At 58.7% G+C, this 16,405-nt stretch carries 16 protein-coding genes; 11 read left to right on the top strand and 5 right to left on the bottom strand.

Annotation, left to right across the window (positions count from 1 at the left end):
- Positions 1–27: 27 nt before the first annotated feature.
- The 3 genes from lpxA (at position 28) to E5K02_RS05065 (ending at position 2,118) form a co-directional block, all read left to right on the top strand.
- Positions 28–825 (top strand): acyl-ACP--UDP-N-acetylglucosamine O-acyltransferase, encoded by a 798-nt coding sequence (lpxA, locus tag E5K02_RS05055; RefSeq protein WP_135392684.1) that lies wholly within the window; start codon positions 28–30, stop codon positions 823–825.
- A complete protein-coding gene (locus tag E5K02_RS05060) occupies positions 815–1,447 on the top strand; it encodes an ABC transporter ATP-binding protein (RefSeq protein WP_135392686.1) in 633 nt (210 codons plus the stop codon). The genes lpxA and E5K02_RS05060 overlap by 11 nt, the downstream gene beginning before the upstream one ends.
- Positions 1,448–1,764: 317 nt before the next feature.
- Complete coding sequence (locus tag E5K02_RS05065) at positions 1,765–2,118, top strand: hypothetical protein (RefSeq protein WP_135392688.1); 354 nt, start codon at positions 1,765–1,767, stop codon at positions 2,116–2,118.
- A gap of 86 nt (positions 2,119–2,204) precedes the next feature.
- Here the strand turns inward: E5K02_RS05065 and E5K02_RS05070 are convergent, their stop codons facing one another.
- Together E5K02_RS05070 and E5K02_RS05075 are read right to left on the bottom strand one after the other, a co-directional pair.
- Positions 2,205–2,969 (bottom strand): DUF4197 domain-containing protein, encoded by a 765-nt coding sequence (locus E5K02_RS05070; RefSeq protein WP_135392690.1) that lies wholly within the window; start codon positions 2,967–2,969, stop codon positions 2,205–2,207.
- A 162-nt stretch (positions 2,970–3,131) separates the two neighbouring features.
- Positions 3,132–3,929 carry a DUF4197 domain-containing protein gene (locus E5K02_RS05075; RefSeq protein ID WP_167856287.1) on the bottom strand — a complete coding sequence of 266 codons (798 nt, stop codon included), beginning with the start codon at positions 3,927–3,929 and terminating at the stop codon, positions 3,132–3,134.
- Positions 3,930–4,029: 100 nt separating this feature from the next.
- Here E5K02_RS05075 and E5K02_RS05080 point away from each other — a divergent pair, with 100 nt between their 5' ends.
- The 4 genes from E5K02_RS05080 to E5K02_RS25460 all read left to right on the top strand — a co-directional run bounded on the left by E5K02_RS05080 (position 4,030) and on the right by E5K02_RS25460 (position 7,845).
- The gene (locus E5K02_RS05080; protein ID WP_135392694.1) at positions 4,030–5,292 is read left to right on the top strand and encodes a competence/damage-inducible protein A; all 1,263 of its coding nucleotides are present in this window, start codon (positions 4,030–4,032) and stop codon (positions 5,290–5,292) included.
- A 375-nt stretch (positions 5,293–5,667) separates the two neighbouring features.
- Positions 5,668–5,886 carry a hypothetical protein gene (locus E5K02_RS05085; protein WP_135392696.1) on the top strand — a complete coding sequence of 73 codons (219 nt, stop codon included), beginning with the start codon at positions 5,668–5,670 and terminating at the stop codon, positions 5,884–5,886.
- 306 nt (positions 5,887–6,192) lie between these two features.
- Positions 6,193–7,590 (top strand): dihydrolipoamide acetyltransferase family protein, encoded by a 1,398-nt coding sequence (locus E5K02_RS05090; RefSeq protein WP_135392698.1) that lies wholly within the window; start codon positions 6,193–6,195, stop codon positions 7,588–7,590.
- A 78-nt stretch (positions 7,591–7,668) separates the two neighbouring features.
- On the top strand, positions 7,669–7,845 hold the full coding sequence (locus tag E5K02_RS25460) for a hypothetical protein (RefSeq protein WP_167856288.1): 177 nt from the start codon (positions 7,669–7,671) through the stop codon (positions 7,843–7,845).
- A gap of 88 nt (positions 7,846–7,933) precedes the next feature.
- Here the strand turns inward: E5K02_RS25460 and E5K02_RS05095 are convergent, their stop codons facing one another.
- Positions 7,934–10,639, bottom strand: a complete 2,706-nt coding sequence (locus E5K02_RS05095) for a valine--tRNA ligase (RefSeq protein WP_135392700.1) — start codon at positions 10,637–10,639, stop codon at positions 7,934–7,936.
- A gap of 232 nt (positions 10,640–10,871) precedes the next feature.
- Between E5K02_RS05095 and E5K02_RS05100 the strand changes: the two genes are divergently transcribed.
- Both E5K02_RS05100 and E5K02_RS05105 read left to right on the top strand, forming a co-directional pair.
- The gene (locus E5K02_RS05100) at positions 10,872–11,795 is read left to right on the top strand and encodes a carbon-nitrogen hydrolase family protein (RefSeq protein WP_135392702.1); all 924 of its coding nucleotides are present in this window, start codon (positions 10,872–10,874) and stop codon (positions 11,793–11,795) included.
- Between the two features lie 73 nt (positions 11,796–11,868).
- Positions 11,869–13,032, top strand: coding sequence for an N-acetyl sugar amidotransferase (locus tag E5K02_RS05105; RefSeq protein WP_167856289.1), 1,164 nt, complete (start codon positions 11,869–11,871; stop codon positions 13,030–13,032).
- A 180-nt stretch (positions 13,033–13,212) separates the two neighbouring features.
- Here the strand turns inward: E5K02_RS05105 and E5K02_RS05110 are convergent, their stop codons facing one another.
- A complete protein-coding gene (locus E5K02_RS05110) occupies positions 13,213–13,563 on the bottom strand; it encodes a 4Fe-4S binding protein (protein ID WP_135392706.1) in 351 nt (116 codons plus the stop codon).
- A gap of 197 nt (positions 13,564–13,760) precedes the next feature.
- On the opposite strand from E5K02_RS05110, the gene E5K02_RS05115 reads away from it, so the two are divergent.
- Together E5K02_RS05115 and E5K02_RS05120 are read left to right on the top strand one after the other, a co-directional pair.
- On the top strand, positions 13,761–14,774 hold the full coding sequence (locus E5K02_RS05115) for an acyl-CoA reductase (RefSeq protein ID WP_135392708.1): 1,014 nt from the start codon (positions 13,761–13,763) through the stop codon (positions 14,772–14,774).
- 115 nt (positions 14,775–14,889) lie between these two features.
- A complete protein-coding gene (locus E5K02_RS05120) occupies positions 14,890–15,189 on the top strand; it encodes a hypothetical protein (protein ID WP_135392710.1) in 300 nt (99 codons plus the stop codon).
- A 160-nt stretch (positions 15,190–15,349) separates the two neighbouring features.
- Here the strand turns inward: E5K02_RS05120 and E5K02_RS05125 are convergent, their stop codons facing one another.
- Entirely contained in the window at positions 15,350–16,222 is an 873-nt protein-coding gene (locus E5K02_RS05125; protein ID WP_135392712.1) for a nucleoside phosphorylase, read from the bottom strand.
- Positions 16,223–16,405 lie beyond the last annotated feature (183 nt).

Genomic DNA, 16,405 nt, shown 5'->3' on the forward strand with positions numbered 1-16,405 from the left:
AATTCTTAATTACTAATTAACCAACGAATGAACCAGCCGCTCGCCTATATTCACCCCGAAGCCAAAATCGCCCAAAACGTGGTAGTGGAGCCCTTCACTACCATCGACAAGGATGTGGAAATCGGGGAAGGCACCTGGATTGGCCCCAACGTAACGATTATGTCGGGAGCCCGCATTGGCAAGAACTGCAAGATTTTCCCTGGCGCCGTGATTGCCGCCATGCCCCAGGACCTCAAGTTTGCGGGCGAAAAAACCACCGTTCACATCGGCGACTACACCGTTATCCGGGAGTGCGTGACGGTAAACCGGGGCACCGTCGACCGGCTTAAGACCGTCGTAGGCAGCAACTGCCTGCTGATGGCCTACGTGCACGTAGCCCACGACTGCATCGTGGGCAACCACTGCGTATTGGCCAACGGCGTGCAGCTGGCCGGCCACGTCGAAATCGGCGACCATGCCATCATCGGCGGCACCTCGGCCGTGCACCAGTTTGTGAAAGTAGGCCCTCACGCCATGATTTCGGGCGGCTCGCTCGTGCGGAAAGACGTACCGCCCTTCGTCAAGGCCGGCCGGGAACCCCTCACCTACAGCGGCATCAACTCTATCGGGCTGCGCCGCCGCGGATTTTCCGACCAGAAGATCAGCGAGATTCAGCAGCTGTACCGGCTGCTGTTTTTGAGCGGCCTGAACAACAACGATGCCCTTGACAAGATTGAGCTGGAGCTGCTGCCCTCTCCTGAGCGCGACGAAGTCGTGAACTTCGTGCGCAACTCCGGCCGTGGGGTGATTAAGGGCTATTCCCGCAACGGCAACGGTGCAGATTGAAGCAAACGGGCTCGGCAAACGCTTCCATCGGGAGTGGATTTTTCGCGGCCTGACCCACCTGTTTCGCCCCGGCACGGCCACGGCGCTGCTGGGCCCCAACGGCTCGGGCAAAAGCACCCTGCTCAACACGCTTTCGGGCCAAATCCTGGCGACGGAGGGTACGCTGACCTACTCCGTTGACGGGCAGGTAGTACCGGTAGAAGAGGTGCCCCGCCGGCTGGCTTATTGCGCCCCCTACCTCGAGTTGATTGAGGAGTTGACCCTAACCGAGCTGCTGCACTTTCACACCCGCTTCAAGCCGCTACGGCCCGGCATTACGCCCACGCGGCTGATTGAGCTGATGTACCTGGAAAAATCCCGCCACAAGCTGGTACGCGACTTTTCCTCCGGCATGAAGCAACGCCTCAAGCTGGCCCTGGCCCTGTATGCCGACTCGCCCCTGCTGCTGCTCGACGAGCCGACTACCAACTTGGACCGCACCGGCGTAGAGTGGTACCTAGAGCATGTCGCCGTTAGCGTGACCAACCGGCTGGTGCTAGTCAGCTCCAACGTGCCGGAGGAATATGGCTTCTGCCAGCAGCAGCTCAGCGTGACCGATTTTGGGGCCAAAGCCGCCCGCTGACAGCTCCGAAGCCGCCCGCCGCCAACTTACATCTTTATGGCTTTTGGTGCTTTTCTGCCCGGGCTTGACCAGCCTCGCAGGATTGGGCCTAACCTCTTCGCTTACTGGGTATAACTCGTTAATTCGGATGAAAATCCCCTTTCTCGTAAGCTGAAGGATTGTTCAGCCAACTTGCCGAGAAGAGGAATAAGCCGGGAATTTTCCCGTCGATTTTTACCTTGCATGTCCAACCTCCGGCCGCGGCACCCGTATCTTCGCAGCCGGACCTGTTTCGCTAGCTTCTTCAATATTTCCCACTTTACAGCCCTGACAAGGCCATGAAACAATACGACGACCTCGACGACGACTTCCTCGACGATGACGATGAGCTGGATACTTTCGCCAAAACCGGCGGCAGCAAAACCCGCGGCAACGACGAAGACCGCCTTAGTGCCAAGTACGCCGATTATCTGATGTGGCGCGATACGGGCTCCTCTCACGACGAAGCCCTGGACCTGGCCAACATGACGGAAGAGGAATACACTACCGCTGAAGCCGCCGAAGATCCGGATGGCGGCGGGGGCTTCTCCAGCCTGGATGATGACGATGACTTCGATGACGACGACGACGACTCGTTTGGTAGCAGCCGCGGCAGCCGGGGCTCGCGCTACTCCGATGATGACGACTATTAATGTAGCTGCTGGTAGCAGCTACTAACCAACAAAAAAGTCCGCCTGGAGCATTCCAGGCGGACTTTTTTGTGGTAATTCCGGACAGCCTAGCCCTGCTTGCCGCCAAACACCCGGCGCAGCAGCTCGGTAGTACGGGCCACCGGGTTTTCCCGGATGTTGGCTTCTTCCTGCGCAATCAGCGTAAACAAGCCGCCAATGGCTTTGTCCGTGGCGTACTGATTCAGATCTGTTTGCACGGGCTTGACCAGGGGAATCATGTTGTAGCGGGTGGTCAAATCGGTGTAGTAGCGCGTGGCATTCACTTTGTCCAAGGACTGTTGAATGATGGGCTTGAAGGCCGTCGTCAACTGGGAGGTGGTCGTGCGCTTCAGGTAGTTGGTAGCCGCGTCTTTTTCCCCGGTCAGGATGCCCCAGACGTCCTTAAACGTGAGGCTCTTGATGGCCGACAAAAAGATAGGCTTAGCACTCCGGGCCGCATCTTCGGCACCCCGATTCAGGGAAAGCTCGAACTTATCGACCTGGGAGCCCAGCCCAATGGCCCGCAGCGAAGTGGCGACCCGCTGAGCATCGGGCGGGAAAGGAATGCGGATGAGCCGGTTCAGATAAAAGCCGTCCTGCTTGGAGGCCTGGTCGGCGCCTTTGGTGATACCCTGGGTCAGGGCTTCCTTGAGCCCCATAGCCGCTTCCGTTTGGCTTACGCTCCCAGCCGAGGTAGAACTGGTTTTGGCCGCCGTACCCGCCCGATTGGTTAGGATCTGGCCGATTTTCGACAAATCAATCTTTTGGGCGGAAGCAGAGAAGTTGAGGGCCGTCAGGGCCAGGAGCAGGAGAAAGGAGCTCTTCTTTTTCATGATGCACAGGAGCGAAAAACCCGGCCAACCTGGCCGACGTCATTCGTAAAACACAAACCTGGCCAATTTTATTCAATCCAGTTTTCTGCCCGGGCGGCACAAAAAAAGCCCAGCTGGCCGAAGAAGCCAACTGGGCTGGGTAAGCCGGGCCTGAGGGTGGACCTATTTGCCAAAAGCCCGCTTCAGCGCGGCCGAGCCCCGGGCCGCTGCGTTCAGGCGGATACGGCCTTCCTCGGCGGCCATCAGGGAGAAAATACCATCGGAGGTTTTCTGGGTGGCATAGGCCGTCAGGTCGGCATTTACCGGCGTCACGAGCGGAATCTTGTTGTAGCGGGCTATCATCTCGGCGTAGAGCTTGGTAGCACCGGTTTGTTCCAACGACTGCTGCACAATGGGCTTAAGAGCCGTCAGCAGCTGGGCCTCCGTGTTCTGGTGCAGGTAGAGCGTGGCCGCGTCGGGCTCCCGGGTCGTGACCAGGGCCATGGCGTCGGCAAAGCTTAGGTTTTGAACGGCTCCCAGGAAGATAGGCTTGGCCTGAGCCGCGGCCGCTTCAGCGCTACGGTTGAGCACCACTTCAAATTTATCGACCAGGGCCCCCATGCGTAGTCCCCGCAGGGTGGTAGCCACTAGTTCGGCCTCGGCCGGGAAGGTAATCCGGATATCCTCGTTGGCATTAAAGCCTTCGGCGGAGCCAGCAATGTCCACGGCGCGGGTTACGCTCTGCGTTAGTGCTTCTTTGAGCCCGGTATTGGCTTCGGCTACGGTCAGCGGGGCGGGCGGTGTCACGACGGCCGGGGTCGTTACCTTGGTCGTGGTCTTGGTCGTGGTTTTAACCGGGGCCTTGGCCGTGGTTTTTTTCGTCGTGGTCTTTTTGGCGGTGGTCTTGGTCTGGGCCTGAACGGCTTGGGCACCGGCCAGGGTACAGATCAGGGCGGCAACAAGAATGCGGAAACGAAGCATAGCAGAGAAAAAAGCGAAAAACCCGAAGCCCTTAGTGAGCGTCTTATCCGCGTTGGCCCCAAATTGCACCAAATTCCCTCTCCTTCCTAACACCGGTTCCATGTCCCACATTCCAGACGCAGAAATCATTACCATTGGCGACGAGCTCCTCTATGGACAGGTCATTGATACCAATTCCGCTTTTATGGGCCAGGAGCTGGGCAAGCTCGGCATTCGGGTGCGCCAGATAACGAGTGTTTCCGACCGCGCCGACGAAATCGTGCAGGCTCTGGACGCGGCCCGGACCCGGGCCCAGGTCGTGCTCATCACCGGGGGCCTGGGCCCGACCAAAGACGACCTGACCAAAAACATCCTGACCGACTACTTCCGTACCGAGCTGGTGCTCAATGAAGCTTCCCTGCGCGACGTGGAAGCCATTTTTGCCCGCTTCAACCGACCCATGCTGGAAGTAAACCGCCAACAGGCCTTCCTGCCCGCTTCCTGCACGCCCGTGCGCAATGTGGTGGGGACGGCCCCGGGCATGTGGTTCGAGGACGAAGGCGTGGTATTTGTGTCGATGCCCGGCGTGCCGTTTGAGATGAAGCGGATGATGACCGACACGGTGCTGCCCCGCCTGAAGCGCCACTTTCAGACCCCGCCCATCGAGCACATCGTCGTGCAGACCGTGGGCCTGGGCGAGTCGTTTCTGGCCGAAAAAATTGCGGCTTGGGAAGACGCGTTGCCGAGCAACATGAAGCTGGCCTACCTGCCGTATTTGGGCGGGGTACGCCTGCGCCTGACCGGCTCCGACGATGGTCAGCCCGAGTTGCGTGGCCGCATGGAAGCCCGGATGCCCGAGCTGCGCGCCCTGCTCGGCGACCATCTCTTTGCCGAAGGCGAAGTACCCCTCGAAGCTGCCGTAGGGCAGCTGCTGCTGGCGCGGGGCCTGACTATCGGCACGGCCGAAAGCTGTACCGGCGGCTACGTAGCCCACAAGCTGACCAGCATTCCGGGCAGTTCCGCTTACTTTTTGGGCAGCATTGTTTCGTATCATAACAACATCAAGATCAATGAGCTGGGCGTGTTACCTGAAACCCTTGCTGCACATGGGGCGGTAAGCGAAGAAGTGGTGCGCCAGATGGCCGAAGGGGCCCGCCGCCGGCTGGGGGTAGATGTAGCCATTGCCACTAGCGGCATTGCCGGCCCCGACGGCGGCAGCGAGGAAAAACCCGTGGGCACTTTCTGGCTGGCCTACGCCGACGACCACCAGACGGTAGCCCGCAAAATCACCTTCAACCGGGGCCGGCAGCTCAATATTGAGTATGCTACTACCAGTGTGCTGAATCTGCTACGCCAGAGCCTACCGCCCTTGGCCCCGCAGTAATACCTGCGCTGGGCGAGGGCGCGCCACGCTCGACAGCCCAGCGGAATTCGGCAAGGCACTGTTTGCACTACGGTGACTTCCTTATTTCTCATTTTCGGCCTACTTAATCAAGCCGCCGCCCCACCCGGGCCGGCGGCTTTTTGGTGAGTAGCCGCCATGTAGCCCCGGCCTAAGGATGCCAGCTCTGCTGCACAGCCTGATAACCAGCATTGTAGAAACTGGCACTACCCTATACAAACCGACCTTCACATAGTGCAACTGTCAGGTCGGCACCTATATTTACCCTGCTTTTTCTCGATATCCTTCTGGCTGAGCAAGCGCCTGACGCACCCCTCATCCACGTCTTACTACCGGAGTTGGCACTCCTCCTATTGCATGCAGCACGTATCCCCACTGGTATTGCGGGCCGACCAGACCCGCCCCCTTCATTTTTATACCCGCCTGCTCGGGCTTCTTTTGACTCTGCTGCCCGAGCTGGCCCAGGCCCAGGCCCAGGCCCCGGCTACCCGCACGGCCCCGCCGGTAAGCACCATCCTCCTGCCCGATGGCACAGTGCGCACCGGCGCTAATGGCTCGTTTGATGCCACCGATTAGTACTGTTTCAGCCGGTGCACCGCCGTGCCGGCTCGCAAGCCGTCCGGCTGGTGGTCGAGTAAGCTTGCCCTAACCACTGCCGGGTACGAAAGCCGTTGTTCCTTGTGGAGCAGCGGCTTTTTACCTTTGCCAGGCACCAGCCATTACATTGCCAGTTATGGCTTTGGCGAAGGTTTTTTGGCCACTGGGCGGGCCGTAGCTCTTCCGTCGTCATTGCCGCAGCCGAAAAGCGGGCAGCTTGCGGCTTTCTGTTACCTTTGAGGCCTCAATCTCCCACCCAACAACCCCCAACAACCCAACAACCGCATGGCACGAGTGGAAATGGTGATGCCCAAAATGGGCGAAAGCATTATGGAAGGCACCGTTCTGAAATGGCTCAAGCAAGTCGGCGACGCCATCGAGCAGGACGAATCGGTGCTGGAAGTGGCAACGGATAAGGTAGATACCGAAGTGCCCGCCATTCACGCCGGAGTATTGCAGGAAATCCTGGTGCAGGAAGGCCAAGTCGTGGCCGTGGGCGCCCCAATTGCCGTTATCGAAACCGACGCTGCCTCGGCCGGCGCTGCTGCACCCACAGCAGCCCCAGTAACGGCGCAAGAAACTTCGTCTCCTTCCCTGAACGGCGCGGAAACCAATGTTCCGTATTTGCCCGAGCAGCATGACCCGCAGGCTGAGCAGCGCCTAGCCGTGGCCCAGCCCGGCCGCTTCTACTCGCCCCTGGTCCTGAGCATTGCCCGCCAGGAAGGTATTTCGATGGCCGACCTGGAATATCTGCCCGGCACCGGCAAGGAAGGCCGCGTGACCAAGCAGGACATTCTGGCTTACGTAGAGAACGGCAAACAGCCGCTGACGCAGGCTGCCCCAGTAGCGCAAGCTGCAGCTGCGCCTGCTCCTGCGCAATCAACCCCGCAGCCTCAGACCACTCCCGCTCCGGCACCAGCGGCACAGCCCGCCCCCACGGCCGTAGCCAGCAAGCCGGCTCCTTCGGTGAGCGGCAACAACGAGCTGATCGAAATGGACCGCATGCGCAAGATGATTGCCCAGCGCATGGTCGACTCGAAGCGCATTTCGCCCCACGTTACCTCGTTCGTGGAGGCCGACGTGACCGAACTCGTGAACTGGCGCAACAAGCACAAGGATGCCTACAAGAAGCGGGAAGGCGAGAACCTGACCTTCACGCCCATCTTCATCCAGGCCGTGGCCCGCGCCATTCAGGACTTCCCCAACATCAACGTGTCGGTAGATGGGGACTACATCATCAAGAAGCGCGACATTAACATTGGCGTGGCGGTAGCGCTGCCCTCGGGCAATCTAATTGTGCCCGTCATTCACAACGCCGACCAGCTGAACCTGAACGGCCTAAGCAAGCGCGTGAATGACCTCGCCACCCGGGCCCGGGCCAACAAGCTCAAGCCCGAAGACCTGGAAGGCGGTACCTATACGTTGAGCAACGTGGGCTCCTTCGGCAACGTGATGGGCACGCCCATTATCATGCAGCCCCAGGTGGCCATCATGGCCGTGGGCGCTATCAAGAAGAAGCCGGCCGTGATTGAAACGCCCCAGGGTGATTTGATCGGGGTGCGCCACTTCATGTTCCTCTCGCACAGCTACGACCACCGGGTAGTCGATGGCTCGCTAGGCGGTATGTTCGTGCGCAAAGTGGCCGACTACCTCGAACAGTTCGACCCGAATACGGCTATCTAAGCGGCACGGGCAATCCTCTTACTCACCAGAACAAGCCCGTCAGCTCGACGGGCTTTTCTTTTTGATAATCAACTTTGTATGAAGAACACGATTTACCTCATTGCCCTAGTCGTATCCCTGGGCTGCATTCTGTTTCTCTACCAAAAGCTCACGGCCACGGAAGAAGCCTTGCACCAGGCGGAACAGAAATTCACGGACTGCCAGCAGGTCACCTTTCAGCTACAGAACCAGCTGAGCGCCACCAAAAAACGCTAGATACGGCGCCATCACCTGGGCCGAATAAGCACAAAAAAAGCCGCCCATGCGTGGGCGGCTTTTTTATTTCCGGGCTCCTAAGCACCTCTTACAAGGCGGCCAGGCTTTGCTCCAGGGCGGCAATTTTCGATTCGGCGTCGGTCTGCTTCTGCCGCTCCCGCTCCAGCACGTCGGGCTTGGCATTCTGCACGAATTTCTCATTGCTGAGCTTTTTGAGCACCGTGTCGCGGAAGCCCCGGGTGTATTCCAGCTCCTTTTCCAGGCGGGCCTTTTCGGCACCCAGGTCAATCTGGCCTTCCAGCGGCACGAAGAACTCACTACCGCCCGACACGAAGCCCACCGAAGCCGCCGGGGCCGCGTCGGTGAGGGTCACTTCGGTAAGCGCCGCCAGCTTGCGGATGATGCCGTCGTAGTCCTGCAGGAGCTGGGCATCGTCGGTTTTGGCCGCCAGAGTCAGGGGCTTATTGGGCCCCAGGCCCTTCTGGTTGCGAATGTTGCGCACCCCGGCCACGATGTCCAGGGCTTTGTCCATGCGGCTGAGCAGCTCGGCGCCGCCGGCCACCGGGGCCAGCTTGGGCCAGGGCGCCACGCAGAGGTACTCCTTGGGGCCCCGCTCCTTTAGCTCGTGCCAGATTTCCTCGGTGATGAAGGGCATGAAGGGGTGCAGCAGCTTGAGCAGGGTTTCGAGGTAGCCGATGGTATGCTTGAGGGTTTCGGCGTCGATGGGGGCCTGGTAGGCGGGCTTCACCATTTCCAGGTACACCGAGCAGAAGTCGTCCCACACCAGCTTGTAGACGGTCATCAGCGCGTCGCTCATCCGGAACTTGGCAAAGTGCTCGTCCAGCTCGGCCACGGTGGCTTGCAGCTTGGCCCCGAACCACTCCACGGCCTTGGCCGAAGCAAAGGGCAGCTCAGCATTTACCTCCCAGCCCTGGGTTAGGCGGAAGGCGTTCCAGAGCTTATTGGTGAAGTTGCGGCCCTGCTCGACGAGCTTGATATCGAACAGCAAATCGTTGCCGGCCGGCGAGGAAAACAGCATGCCCGTCCGCACCCCGTCGGCGCCGTAGGTGGCAATCAAATCGAGCGGGTCGGGCGAGTTGCCGAGTTGCTTGCTCATCTTGCGGCCCTGGTCGTCGCGCACGATGCCGGTGAGGTACACGTTGCGGAAAGGCACTTCCTTGCGATACTCGAGGCCGGCCATAATCATGCGGGCCACCCAGAAAAACAGGATTTCGGGAGCCGTTACCAGGTCGTCGGTCGGGTAGAAATAATTGATGTCGGCATTGTCGGGGTCCTTGAACCCATCGAACACCGAAATGGGCCACAGCCACGACGAAAACCAGGTATCGAGCACGTCCTCGTCCTGGCGCAAGTCCGTGAGCTGCAGGTTGGCGTTACCGCTTTGCTCGCGCGCCTGCTCCAAGGCCTGCTCCTGGTTCAGTGCTACTACAAACGAGCCGTCGGGCAGGTAGTAGGCCGGAATGCGCTGGCCCCACCACAGCTGGCGGGAAATGCACCAGTCGCGCACGTTCTCCATCCACACCCGGTACATGTTCTTGAACTTGGGCGGGTGCAGCTTGATTTCGTCGTTTTCGACGACTTCCAGGGCCTTTTTGGCCATGTGGTCCATCTTGCAGAACCACTGCAGGCTGAGCTTGGGCTCGATGACGGCACCGGTCCGCTCGGAGGTTTGGAGCACGCTGTTGTAGTCCTCAATCTTCTCCAGCAAGCCGGCCTCCTGCAAATCCTTGGCAATCTGCTTGCGCACGGCAAACCGGTCCTGCCCGACGTAGAGCTGGGCCTTTTCGTTGAGCGTGCCGTCGTCGTTGAGAATGTCAATAACGGGCAGGTTGTGCTTGATGCCCAGCTCGTAGTCGTTCAAATCGTGGGCCGGCGTCACCTTCAGGCCGCCGGTGCCGAAGTCCATGGCCACATACTCGTCCAGAATCACCGGAATTTCGCGGCCCAGCAGCGGAATGCGCACTTTCTGCCCGTGCAGGTGGGTGTACCGCTCGTCGTTGGGGTTCACGGCCACGGCCACGTCGGCCATAATCGTCTCGGGCCGCGAGGTAGCAATGAGTAAGAACTTAGAAGTGAGAGCTGAGAGCTGAGCCTCGTGCTGCTCGGCGCCTTCTGTTTCTAAGTTCTCAGTTTTAACCGCTGAGTTCTCACCACCTACCACTTCGTAGCGCAGGTAGTACATCTTGGCTACGGTGTCCTTGGCAATAACTTCCTCGTCACTGATGGCCGTGCGGCCCTGCGGGTCCCAGTTGACCATCCGGATGCCACGGTAAATCTGACCCTTCTGGTAGAGGTCCACGAACACGCGCAGCACGGCCTCGGTCAACTCGGGCTCCATCGTGAAGCGGGTCCGGTCCCAGTCGCAGGAGGCGCCCAGCTTCTTGAGCTGCTCCAAGATGATGCCGCCGTACTTTTCCTTCCAGTCCCAGGCGTGGGTCAGAAACTCTTCCCGACTCAGGTCGCGCTTTTCAATGCCTTGCTCCTTGAGCAGGGCTACTACCTTGGCCTCGGTGGCAATGGAGGCGTGGTCGGTGCCGGGCACCCAGCAGGCTTCCTTGCCCTGCATGCGGGCCCGGCGCACCAGCACGTCCTGAATCGTATTGTTGAGCATATGGCCCATGTGCAGCACACCCGTCACGTTGGGCGGCGGAATCACGACGGAGTAGGCAGGCTTGCGCGGGTTGGGTTTGGCTTTGAAGAAGCCCTGCTCCTGCCAACGCTGATACCATTTGGCTTCAACGTCGGCGGGAGTATAGGTTTTGGCGATAGACATCGTCAACGGGGAATAGCGGTTCAGAATGGGGCAAAAGTAGGTAATTCAGGGCGGTACGGGAAATTCGCCCCTATATCAGGGCCGGCATTCCAGGCAAGCTGCACATTAAGCTTATCCGATATCGCCTATATACTTGAAATCAAGCTACCTTTGGAGCCGACAAAAAAACTCTGTGAAGGTTTAATCAGATTTTGATACCTTCTGAGAATTTTTCCCCTGCCCCCTTGCCGTTATGGCTTCGCTCCTGTCCTTTCTGAAAACAAAGAAACCGGCTGTTCCACCCGTTTCCCCGCCGACCTCTTCTTGCTCAACTACCAGCATCCGCTTTGGTCTGGGCCAGCTGTTGGTAGAAGGCGGCGAACCCCAACGCAACCTCGAACGGGCCGCCCTGATGATTGCCGACGCCGCCCAGCAGGGTTGCGACCTGGTACTACTACCCGAAACCCTGGATTTTGCCTGGACCCACCCCAGTGCCCTGCACGAGGCGCAGCCCATTCCCGGGGCCTTCAGCGACTTACTTTGCCAGGAAGCTGCCCGCCACAACATTATGGTGTGCGCCGGGCTGACGGAGCGGCTCAACGGGCGCAATTATAACGCGGCCATTCTCATCAGTGCCCAGGGCGAAATTCTAGTTAAATACCACAAGATCAACCTGCTTGGCGTGGAACAGCCGTTCTACGCCGTGGGCCAGACGCTGAATGTGGTAGACACCCCCCTGGGCAAAATCGGCGTCAATGTGTGCGCCGACAACTACCTCGATGGCCTGGCCATTGGCCACACGCTGGCCCGCATGGGTGCTGAATTCATCCTGGCCCCTGCTTCCTGGACCGTCGATTACTCGATTACGGAGGAAAACGATCCGTACCAGCAGAAGTGGGTACGCCCCTTCTCCATTCTGGCCCAGCTCTACAACGTGGCCGTGCTCAGCACCACCTCGGTGGGCTACATCGTGGGCGGCCCCTACGAAGGCAAAAAAAGCATCGGCTGCTCTTTGGCTGTCGACGCCTCCGGGGTGCGGGCCCAGGGTGCGTTCAATGAATTTGCCGGGCAGCTCATCGTCACCGACATTCCGCGGCCCCTGCGGCCCGAGCAGGGCACCGCCATTGGCGAGATGCTGCGCCGCAAGGGATACCGCTTCGACGAGCTACCCGCTTAACCTTAACTTCTTTTCATCCTTGTCTTCCTTTCCACCCAGCCCTGCTCCTATTGCTGAACCACTACCTTCCCCAATGACGTCCGATTTTCAGCGCTGCACCCGCTGCATCATGGACACTACCGTCCCCGGTATCCGGTTTGATGCGCACGGCGAGTGTAACTTCTGCCAGCTTCACGACAACATGGACCGCGCTTTCCCCCTGGGCGAAGCCGGCCGCAGGAAAGTTCAGGAGCTGGCCGCCGACATCAAACAGCTCGGAAAAGGCCGCAAGTACGACTGTGTGCTCGGCGTGAGCGGGGGGCGCGACAGTTCCTTCACCCTGTGGTATTGCGTTACGCAGCTCGGCCTGCGCCCCTTGGCCGTGCATTTCAACGACGGTTTTGGCAACCCCGTGGCGGGGGAAAACATGCTCAAAGCCTGCCGCAAGCTGGGCGTGGAAATGCGCACCATTACGTCCGACTGGCGCGAATCCAAGGACCTGAAAATAGCGTTCCTAAAGGCCTCTACTCCCGATATGGAGGAAGGTACCGACGTGGGAATTGCCACGGCCTTGTATGGCGTAGCGGCCAAGGAAGGCATTCAGCGCATCATCATTGGGCAATCGTTTCGGACGGAAGGCATTGCACCCCTGTCGTGGAACTACCTCGATGGCAAATACTTGAAGGCCGTACACCAGCGCTTTGGCTCGGTACCCCTGCGGCCCTGGTCGCCCAACGACCCGGGCTTTAATCTGGGATTGAAGGAAATGTTCTACTACGCCTTCGTGCGCCGCATCAAGACCGTCACGTTGCTCTACCACGTCGACTACGTGCGCAGTGAGGTCGATGAACTGCTGGCGCGGGAGCTGGACTGGAAAAATCCCGGGGCCCACTATTTCGACGACTTATATCAGAGCGTCATCTACTACCTGAACCGCACCAAATTCAACATCGACCGGCGCCTGTTCAACTACTCGGCCCTGATTCGCTCCGGGCAGATGAGCCGTGCAACTGCCCTGGAGCGCACCAGTCAGATCAACTCCATCGAAGACCCGCGGGTAATTGATTTGTGCATCAAGCGCCTGGGCCTCAGCCGGGAGGAATTCGACCGGATTGTGGCCACCCCACCCCGCACCTTTCACGACTACCCCAACAACTACCACCTGATTCGCCGCCTGCGCTGGCCGATTCAGGTCCTGAGCCGCCTGAACCTGATTCCGGAGTCAGCCTACGACAAGTATTTCAACTGCGGCACCTAAGGGTCATGTGAAATACTACGTACTAAGCCCTTTTACCAGAAAGCCCTTTACTCCAGCTGGAGTAAAGGGCTTTCTGGTAAAAGGTCAGGGCTGCCTTCGCAGAGGACGAATGGCTTCATGCTGCTCGCCATGAAACGGGTTTAGCGCATCAGCCTATTCCTCCCTCTTCGCGCATTAAACTTATGCGCCGGCGTGCAGCCATTCTTTTTTGCTGATGAGCTTTTCCTGGCTTTCGCGGTAGTCAGGGTCGTCTACGCAGCAGTCTACGGGGCAGACGGCCGCGCACTGAGGTTCTTCGTGGAAGCCCACGCACTCGGTGCATTTGTCGGACACGATATAGTAGTACTCGTCGGACACGGGAGTTTGCGGGGCTGTACCAGCTACCACGGCGCCTCCATCTACCTGTACTTCCTTCAGCGTCGTGCCATCAGCCCAGCGCCATTGGGCGCCCCCTTCATAAATAGCGGTGTTGGGGCATTCTGGTTCGCAGGCACCACAGTTGATGCACTCGTCGGTTATCATGATGGCCATAGCCGTGTTCCTCGGGGTTGAGTTAATCAAATACGTACTGCCTATACGCAAGAAATGCGCGGGCAGTAATTCGTTGGGGCACGCAAAAGTAGAAACTAACCCGTACTCTTGCGAGTTTTTTAGTCATTCGACCTTCCGGACCACTGTGGCGGCCGCCACACCCGCGTAGTTGGTCGGTTTCTCCTTCTCTCCTTCCCATGAATCACTCCGAACGTCTGGCCGCTTTTATTGCTCTGGGCCTACGCCTGCAAACCCTTCCCGCCGATGAATTGGACAGCCTCGTATCGCGGGCACGCAATGGCAACAACTGGTTTGACGCGCCCAATGTAACCATGGCCCTGCAGGGAGTAGCTCATCTTCTGGAAGAAGACACCCTGCGCACCTGGGCCGGGCGCTACCCCGCCGAGCCTGCCCAAGCGCGCCGCGTGGGCGTGGTCATGGCCGGCAATATTCCCCTGGTCGGCTTTCACGACCTGCTTTGCGTGCTCCTCAGCGGCCATTACCTGCTGGCTAAGCCCAGCGCCGACGACAAGGTGCTGATGAACTGGGTAGCTCAGGAGCTACTTACGATAGAGCCCCGCTTTGCCGAGCGGATTTCCTTTGTAGAGCGCCTCAACGAAGCCGATGCCTTCATTGCCACCGGCTCCAACAACACGGCCCGCTACTTTGAGTATTACTTCAGCAAAAAGCCCAACCTGATCCGGCGCAACCGCAGCAGCCTGGCCATTCTGAGCGGGCAGGAAACCCCAGAAACCCTGGCCGCACTAGGCCGCGACATTTTCCAGTACTATGGCCTGGGCTGCCGCAATGTGTCGAAGCTCTACGTGCCCGAGGGCTACTCCTTCACGCCATTGCTCGACGCGCTTCAGCCCTGGCAAACCGTTCTGAACCACAACCGCTACCAAAACAACTACGACTACAATAAAAGCCTGCTGCTGGTCAACAGCGTGCCTCACTACGACAACGGGTTCCTGCTCATCACCGAAGGGGGAGCCTTGGTTTCGTCAATTTCGGTGCTGCACTACGGCACTTATGGCAGCGAGGTAGACCTAGTGGATCAATTGACCGATATAGCCGAGCAAATCCAGTGTATTGTGTCCGACGGAGCGCGTTACGCCGGTAGCTTTGCTTTCGGACAGGCCCAGTTTCCCAAGGTCAGCGACTACGCTGATGGCATTGATACCATGGCTTTTCTCGCCGAAATAGGCTGATAAAAACAGCGAGTAGAACTTAAGCAACAATTTTTACATTTTAACTTTTCTTTAATAGGATTATTCAAACCGTTTCCCCAAGTTGATAAGGCTCTTACCAACCTTCTCACCCTATATGCAAACGCTTGAACAATCCCCAGAACTGGTGGCCAAAGAAAATCTGGGCACGCTTCGTTTTCCAGCCCACGATGTTCTGTCCTTACCCGCCCAACGGCAGTGGCGGCGCTACGAAGCGGAGCGGGCTACCACGCTCGGCAACGGTTACCACAGTAAGGTCGACATCTACTTTCAAACGGCTACCGGCGAGACAAAGCGGCTTTACACGACGGTGTGGGCCTGTGATTCGGAATATCTCACGCTGAAATCAGGGGCGGCTTTGCCCTTGCGCTCAGTAGTCGGCTTCGACTTTTACTAACTCCAGAGGTTCATTTGACTCCGGCGAAATTTCACTGCTGCAACAGTTTTCGCCAATTGCACTAAAAAAAGTCCCGGCCTAGGTAGGCCGGGACTTTTTTTGCTTCATTAGTTTTCCTGAGCACTCCAGCAAAACTGTAACTATTCTGCTAGCAGCGTTTCTAGACCCGGTCGAGGGTTTTGACAATCAAATCGTTGACCGTAGCTTCGGCATTGGTGGCAAACTCCCCAGTGGCCCGGTTAGCGACAATAGCATTGAGCGACACCACTTCATGCCCTAGCATACGTCCCAGCCCGTAGTAGCCGGCCGTTTCCATCTCGAAGTTCGTCAGGCGGAACTCACCTTCGGCACTCTGGTAGCGGAAATTTTGAAAGCGGCTAATCAGGTCGGGGTGGCGCAGATCGAGGCGCAGGACGCGGCCCTGGGGGCCATAGAACCCGGGGCAGGTGAGCGTATTGCCCACAACCATACCTGCCCCCAATTGCTCACGGAGCAAGTCGGAGCCCCGCACGCAGTAGGGCCGGTAAGCCAAATCCAGGCTCTGTTGAATACCGGTAGCCACTTCTACTTCCAAGCCGGTTTCCACCAGCGGATAAAATTGCATCAGCGAGTCCAGGCCCACGGCGTGCTCGGTCACCAGGTGGGAGCCAATCGGAATATCGGCCTGCAGGGCTCCGCTGGTGCCCACGCGCACGATGCGCAGGGCAATGCGCTCCTCCAGAGGGCGGGCTTCCCGGGTCACAAAGTCGATGTTTACCAGCGCGTCCAGCTCATTGATCAGAATGTCAATGTTGTCGGTGCCCATACCCGTGGAAATCACCGTCAGGCGCTTGCCCTTGTAGTAGCCCACGTGGGTCACGAATTCACGCTTGTGAATCTGGGTTTCGATGGAATCGAAGTGCTGACTTACCAGCGGCACCCGCTCCGGGTCGCCGACGGTAATAATGGTATCGGAAATATGGTCGGGCAGCAGGTTCAGGTGGTACACGCTACCGTCGCGGTTGATGATCAGCTCCGATTCGGGAATAGGCATGGGAAAGGCTGTTTTGGGTGAGGGAAATATGGTGGATGCGGGAGCCGCCGTCCGGCACGCGGTTTTCAACCCAAGAGCGTGCGAACGAGTCGCCGAAAAGTCTTTAACGAAAGAAGCCGGAAACTAGCTACTCAGCTTCCGGCCTTTTCACTGGTCCGCCTGTGGAGGCGGCAATAGGGCGGC

It is taken from the genome of Hymenobacter metallicola (assembly GCF_004745645.1).
Taxonomy (GTDB): domain Bacteria; phylum Bacteroidota; class Bacteroidia; order Cytophagales; family Hymenobacteraceae; genus Hymenobacter; species Hymenobacter metallicola.

Excerpts from the sequence above, each read along its gene's own strand:
- E5K02_RS05110 (WP_135392706.1), bottom strand. The coding sequence starts at position 13,563 with ATGGCCATCATGATAACCGACGAGTGCATCAACTGTGGTGCCTGCGAA.
- E5K02_RS05080 (WP_135392694.1), top strand. The coding sequence starts at position 4,030 with ATGTCCCACATTCCAGACGCAGAAATCATTACCATTGGCGACGAGCTC.
- E5K02_RS05065 (WP_135392688.1), top strand. The coding sequence starts at position 1,765 with ATGAAACAATACGACGACCTCGACGACGACTTCCTCGACGATGACGAT.
- E5K02_RS05095 (WP_135392700.1), bottom strand. The coding sequence starts at position 10,639 with ATGTCTATCGCCAAAACCTATACTCCCGCCGACGTTGAAGCCAAATGG.
- E5K02_RS05085 (WP_135392696.1), top strand. The coding sequence starts at position 5,668 with ATGCAGCACGTATCCCCACTGGTATTGCGGGCCGACCAGACCCGCCCC.
- E5K02_RS05105 (WP_167856289.1), top strand. The coding sequence starts at position 11,869 with ATGACGTCCGATTTTCAGCGCTGCACCCGCTGCATCATGGACACTACC.
- E5K02_RS05075 (WP_167856287.1), bottom strand. The coding sequence starts at position 3,929 with ATGCTTCGTTTCCGCATTCTTGTTGCCGCCCTGATCTGTACCCTGGCC.
- E5K02_RS05090 (WP_135392698.1), top strand. The coding sequence starts at position 6,193 with ATGGCACGAGTGGAAATGGTGATGCCCAAAATGGGCGAAAGCATTATG.
- E5K02_RS05120 (WP_135392710.1), top strand. The coding sequence starts at position 14,890 with ATGCAAACGCTTGAACAATCCCCAGAACTGGTGGCCAAAGAAAATCTG.
- lpxA (WP_135392684.1), top strand. The coding sequence starts at position 28 with ATGAACCAGCCGCTCGCCTATATTCACCCCGAAGCCAAAATCGCCCAA.
- E5K02_RS05100 (WP_135392702.1), top strand. The coding sequence starts at position 10,872 with ATGGCTTCGCTCCTGTCCTTTCTGAAAACAAAGAAACCGGCTGTTCCA.
- E5K02_RS05125 (WP_135392712.1), bottom strand. The coding sequence starts at position 16,222 with ATGCCTATTCCCGAATCGGAGCTGATCATCAACCGCGACGGTAGCGTG.
- E5K02_RS25460 (WP_167856288.1), top strand. The coding sequence starts at position 7,669 with ATGAAGAACACGATTTACCTCATTGCCCTAGTCGTATCCCTGGGCTGC.
- E5K02_RS05115 (WP_135392708.1), top strand. The coding sequence starts at position 13,761 with ATGAATCACTCCGAACGTCTGGCCGCTTTTATTGCTCTGGGCCTACGC.
- E5K02_RS05070 (WP_135392690.1), bottom strand. The coding sequence starts at position 2,969 with ATGAAAAAGAAGAGCTCCTTTCTCCTGCTCCTGGCCCTGACGGCCCTC.